Raw genomic sequence first — 5,757 nt, forward strand, 5'->3', positions numbered from 1 at the left:
ACCCGAAACCGCGTGCCGGTGAGCGCACCGGACGGGCCCGTTCGGCGAAGGAGACCGCACGGGGTGCGGAGCGCGCGACGAACGGCCGCGCCTCGAACAGCGGCCGCGCCTCGAACAACAATCGCAGGGAACGACGAACCGGAGAGCGAGGAGACCGTAGGTGAGTGGGGAGCAGTCCGCCTTGTCCGTGGTAGTGGCGGGGGGTGGCACAGCCGGGCACATCGAACCCGCGTTGGCGGTGGCCGACGCGATCCGGGCGTTGGTGCCCGATGCGACCGTCACGGCACTGGGCACCGAGCGCGGCCTCGAAACAACTCTGGTTCCGCGGCGCGGGTATCCGCTGGAGTTGATCCCGCCGGTGCCCTTGCCGCGGAAGCCCACGATGGATCTGCTGAAACTTCCTGCCCGGGTGATCGCGTCGGTGCGGCGCACCCGGGAGATCCTCGACCGGGTCGACGCCGACGTGATCGTCGGCTTCGGCGGATATGTCGCACTTCCTGCCTACCTCGCGGCCGGTCGCGGTCGTCGTCGGATCCCGGTCGTCGTGCACGAGGCGAATGCCGGCGCGGGCATCGCCAACAAGATCGGCGCGTTGCGGGCGGCTCGGGTACTGGCGGCGGTCGCGGGGTCGGGGATCGTGCGCCGCGGCGACGCCGAGATCGTCGGCATCCCGGTGCGCGCGTCGATCACCGGCCTGGACCGTGCCGCACTGCGCGCCGACGCCCGGCGGCATTTCGGGTTGCCCGAGGACGGGCCGGCACTCCTCGTCTTCGGTGGTTCGCAGGGGGCACGGTCGCTCAACGACGCGGTCTGCGGCGCCGCACCCCAACTCGCCGAAGCCGGGATCTCGGTGCTGCATGCGCACGGCCCGAAGAACACCCTCGATGTTCCCGCCCATCCCGAGCACGACCGGTTCCCGTATGTGGCCGTGCCCTACCTCGAACGGATGGACCTGGCGTATTCCGCAGCGGACGCCGTGATCTGCCGGTCCGGAGCGATGACCGTTGCGGAGGTGTCGGCGGTCGGTCTACCAGCGGTGTACGTACCGTTGCCGCACGGCAACGGCGAACAGGAGTTGAACGCCCGCCCGGTTGTCGCGGCCGGAGGTGGAATGATCGTCTCGGACGCCGACCTGACACCGGAGTTCGTGGTGGATTCGGTGATCCCGCTGCTCGCCGACGCGACGCGGCTCACCGAGATGGGACGCCGCGCAGCCGGTGCGGGACACCGTAGCGCGGCAGACGAAGTCGCCCGGATCGTGCTCGAGGTGGCCGGTACGGGCCCGAACAGGAGTAGTCGATGAGCGAGCAGCTCCCCGCCGAACTGCAGCGGGTGCACATGGTGGGTATCGGTGGTGCCGGGATGTCCGGCATCGCCCGGATCCTGCTGGCTCGCGGCGGCCAGGTCTCCGGATCGGACGCCAAGGAGAGCCGCGGGGTGCTGGCGTTGCGTGCGCGGGGAGCGACGGTCCGCATCGGGCACGACGCGAGTGCGCTGGACCTGCTCGACGGTGGCGCGACCGCGGTGGTGACCACACACGCTGCCATCCCGAAGGACAATCCGGAACTGGTCGAGGCGCGCGAGCGGGGTATCCCGGTGTTGCTGCGTCCGACCGTGCTCGCGTCGCTGATGCGCGGGCATCGGACCTTCCTGGTCTCCGGCACCCACGGCAAGACGTCGACGACGTCGATGCTCGTGGTGACCTTGCAGCACTGCGGACTGGACCCGTCGTTCGCGGTCGGTGGTGAGCTGAACGAGTCCGGAACCAACGCGCATCAGGGCAGTGGGGACATTTTCGTCGCCGAGGCCGACGAGAGCGACGGATCACTGTTGCAGTACGACCCGAACGTGGTCATCGTGACGAACGTCGAGGCCGACCACCTCGACTTCTTCGGTACCGCCGAGGCGTACACGCAGGTGTTCGACGATTTCGTCGCCCGCATCGCGCCCGGTGGGCTGCTGGTGGTATGCCTGGACGATCCGGGTTCGGCGGCACTGGCGCGCCGGGTCGTCGAACGCGATGTTCCGAACCTGCGTGTCGCCGGGTACGGGTCGGCCGCCGCGATCGGTCTCGGCGACATCGTCGACGGTGTCCCGGTGGGGGTGCGGCTGGTCGCCTGGGAGGCCAAGGACGTCGGCGGTGTCGCCGAGTTCCAGCTCGCCGGTGAGGACGCTCCGCGCACCGTGCGGCTGTCGGTGCCCGGACGTCACATGGCGCTCAATGCGCTGGCCGCGTTGCTCGCTGCTATCGAGGCAGGCGCACCGGTCGACGATGTCATCGAGGGCCTGGCCGGATTCGGCGGTGTCCACCGGCGCTTCCAGTTCAGCGGGCGCGAACACGGCGTGCGCGTGTTCGACGACTACGCGCACCATCCGACGGAGGTACGAGCGGTGCTGGCTGCCGCCGCGGAACTGGTGGCGGGCGAACCGTTGCGGTACTCCGAATCGGGTACCGAGCGGCCCCGCGTGATCGTCGTGTTCCAGCCACATCTGTATTCCAGAACCGAGACGTTCGCGACGCAGTTCGGCGCGGCACTCGACCTCGCCGACGAGGTCGTCGTGCTCGATGTCTACGGTGCGCGCGAAGAACCGATTCCCGGGGTGAGCGGTGCGCTGGTCGCACAGTCGGTGTCCAAGCCGGTGCACTATCAGCCGGACCTGTCGTTGGTGCCGCGTCAGGTTGCGCACCTGAGCCGGCCCGGTGACATCGTCATCACGATGGGGGCGGGCGACGTGACGATGCTCGGCCGTCAGATCCTCGATGCGCTGCGCAGCAAACCGGGCAGGTTCCGGTCGGGTTCGGTCGACGGATCGGGGTCGGGCAGATCGTGACCGAGACACCGACCCGGTCGTCGACTCGGAGAATCACCGCGCGTGCGGCCGCGCGGCGGCCGTCCGGTCGGTCGGTGCGGTTGCGTACGGTGTTGATCGGTGCCGGGGCGGTGATCGGGGTGTTGGCCGTCATCGCGGTCGCCTGGCTGTCGCCGCTGCTGTCGGTGCGGACGGTCGCGGTCGTCGGTGCGGAAGCGATTCCGCGGGAGGACGTGCTGACGCAGCTCGCCGTCGCGGAGGGAACCCCGCTGTTGCGGGTGGACACCGCCGCTGCGGCGCAACGTGTTTCGGAGTTTCCCCGCGTGGCGGAGGTGCGCGTGCAGAGGGTCTATCCGTCGACGGTGCGGGTCACGGTGACCGAACGGGTCGCCGAGGTGTATTTCGACGCGCCCGACGGCACGCATTCGGTCGACGCCGAGGGTGTGGACTTCGCTGTCGAGCCACCGCCGATGCAGACGCCACGGCTCGTCACCGCGACCCCGGGTACCGGTGATCCGGCGACGATCGCGGCGATCGACGTGCTCGGTTCGTTGCCCCCCGAATTGCGGTTCCAGGTGGTGGAGGTAGCCGCTCCGTCTCCGTCGGACGTGTCCCTGATCCTGTCCGACGGCCGGGTCGTGGTGTGGGGAGGAGTGGACCGTTCGGAGCGGAAAGCCGCTGTTGTCCTGCACTTGCTCACCCAGCCGGGGGAGACCTTCGACGTGGCGGCACCGGACCTGCCGACGGTCCGTTGATGCGATGCACGGAAATTCGTGGCGGCTCGTCGGCGCGTCTGCTGGCAAATGGCAGCCGCCGTGCCTTAGCGTTTCGCCCAGTCCGGAAATACTTGACATAACCATCAACCTGTGGTTGAGGGTTGCTGCGGCAGCCCGGCCCGGTTGGGACATCGATCGAAACGTGAACCGAAACCAGGAAGGCGAGAGCCGATGACGCCCCCGCACAACTACCTCGCCGTAATCAAGGTCGTCGGTATCGGCGGTGGCGGCGTCAATGCGGTCAACCGCATGATCGAGCAGGGACTCAAGGGAGTCGAGTTCATTGCCGTCAACACCGACGCACAGGCACTCCTCATGTCCGACGCCGATGTCAAACTCGACGTCGGGCGGGAATTGACCCGTGGACTCGGTGCAGGCGCCGACCCGGAGGTCGGCCGCAAGGCAGCCGAGGACCACAAGGACGAGATCGAAGAGGTGCTCAAGGGTGCCGACATGGTCTTTGTCACCGCCGGTGAGGGCGGCGGCACCGGGACCGGCGGTGCGCCCGTCGTCGCCAGCATCGCGCGCAAACTCGGTGCGCTGACCGTCGGCGTGGTCACCCGGCCGTTCTCCTTCGAAGGCAAGCGGCGCGGCGGTCAGGCGGACACCGGCATCCAGGCGTTGCGCGAATCGTGCGACACGCTCATCGTGATCCCCAACGATCGACTGCTCCAACTCGGCGACGCCGCGGTCAGCCTCATGGATGCGTTCCGCTCCGCCGACGAGGTGCTGCTCAACGGTGTCCAGGGCATCACCGACCTCATCACCACTCCCGGCCTGATCAACGTCGACTTCGCCGACGTGAAGGGGGTCATGTCCGGTGCGGGCAGCGCGCTCATGGGAATCGGTTCCTCGCGAGGGGAAGGGCGGGCCATCAAGGCAGCCGAGGCGGCGATCAACTCGCCGCTGCTCGAGGCGTCGATGGAAGGCGCCCGCGGTGTGCTGTTGTCCATCGCCGGTGGCTCCGACCTCGGTCTTTTCGAGATCAACGAGGCGGCGTCGCTGGTGCAGGAAGCCGCACACATCGACGCCAACATCATCTTCGGCACGGTGATCGACGATTCCCTCGGCGACGAAGTGCGGGTGACGGTCATCGCCGCCGGGTTCGACGGTGGAACTCCCGCCCGGCGACCGGTGGAGGCGCCCACCCAGTCCGCTGCCCGGAGCGGCACGATCAGTCCGGCCCGCGCCGGCGACCTCGGTCGCAGCGACCGTCCCGAGGAGGCCGGACGTGACGCCTCGTCCACGGGTGCCGGTGCGGTCGGTGCGCCGGGCAGTATCCCGTCGCGTCCCGTGCCCGTCGACGACGAGGACGGCGACGACGACGTCGATGTGCCGATCTTCATGCGACGGTGACAGTGACAGTGCCGCAGCGCACGCTCCGGGCGCGCCGAGTGGTCACCACGCGTGCCGGCGGGGTATCCGCGCCCCCGTTCGATTCGTTCAACCTGGCCGACCACGTCGGTGACGATCCGGCGTCCGTCGCCGCGAATCGCCGCCGCCTCGCCTCGGCGATCGGTTTGCCGTTCGAGCGGTTCGTGTGGATGGAACAGATCCACAGCCGCAACGTCACCGTCGTCGACGGTCCGGTCGACGGTCCGGTACCCGCCACCGATGCGCTGGTCACCCGGCACACCGGTCTCGCGCTCGTCACGCTCAGCGCCGACTGCGTGTCGGTGCTGCTGGCCGACGAGGAGGCCGGTGTCATCGCGGCCGCCCACGCGGGCCGGATCGGGGCCCGCATCGGCATCCTGCCGAAGGTGGTCGCGGCGATGGTCGATCTCGGGGCGCGCCCCGAGCGGATCGGTGCGTTCTTCGGGCCGGCCGCGAGCGGCCGCCACTACGAGGTTCCCGTAGCGATGCGCGACGACGTCGAAGCGCACCTGCCGGGCAGTGCCGTTCGAACGGCGAAGGGCACCCCGGGGCTCGACCTGAGGGCCGGTCTCCGCCGGCAACTTCTCGACCTCGGTGTGTCCGCGGTGGCGGAGGACCCACGGTGCACCATCGAGGACACGATGTTGTTCAGCCACCGGCGCGGCGCCCCCACCGGGCGGCTGGCCTCGGTGATCTGGCTCGAGGAGCAATCCGCCGAATGAGCGAATTCGGATCGGCGGGCGCTCGGCGCGCCGAACTCGCCGCCGCCCTCACCGCGGTGCGGGCACGCCTCGAC

General features: G+C 69.4%; 5 protein-coding genes. All 5 read left to right on the forward strand.

All coding sequences use genetic code 11. The features are described 5' to 3' along the window. Window positions 1-160: 160 nt before the first annotated feature. The 5 genes from murG (at window position 161) to pgeF (ending at window position 5,683) form a co-directional block, all read left to right on the forward strand. A complete protein-coding gene (murG, locus tag WAX14_RS10080) occupies window positions 161-1,303 on the forward strand; it encodes an undecaprenyldiphospho-muramoylpentapeptide beta-N-acetylglucosaminyltransferase (protein ID WP_422627944.1) in 1,143 nt (380 codons plus the stop codon). After that, complete coding sequence (gene murC / locus WAX14_RS10085) at window positions 1,300-2,832, forward strand: UDP-N-acetylmuramate--L-alanine ligase (protein ID WP_422627945.1); 1,533 nt, start codon at window positions 1,300-1,302, stop codon at window positions 2,830-2,832. The genes murG and murC overlap by 4 nt, the downstream gene beginning before the upstream one ends. Before the next feature lie 74 nt (window positions 2,833-2,906). After that, window positions 2,907-3,566: a cell division protein FtsQ/DivIB gene (locus tag WAX14_RS10090; protein ID WP_422627946.1), complete on the forward strand. Its 660-nt coding sequence runs from the start codon at window positions 2,907-2,909 to the stop codon at window positions 3,564-3,566. A gap of 192 nt (window positions 3,567-3,758) precedes the next feature. Beyond that, complete coding sequence (ftsZ, locus tag WAX14_RS10095; protein ID WP_422627947.1) at window positions 3,759-4,943, forward strand: cell division protein FtsZ; 1,185 nt, start codon at window positions 3,759-3,761, stop codon at window positions 4,941-4,943. Window positions 4,944-4,945: 2 nt separating this feature from the next. Continuing rightward, window positions 4,946-5,683, forward strand: coding sequence for a peptidoglycan editing factor PgeF (gene pgeF / locus WAX14_RS10100; protein WP_422627948.1), 738 nt, complete (start codon window positions 4,946-4,948; stop codon window positions 5,681-5,683). Window positions 5,684-5,757: the final 74 nt, after the last annotated feature.

Source organism: Rhodococcus sp. (in: high G+C Gram-positive bacteria) (assembly GCF_049299235.1).
Lineage (GTDB): Bacteria > Actinomycetota > Actinomycetes > Mycobacteriales > Mycobacteriaceae > Rhodococcus.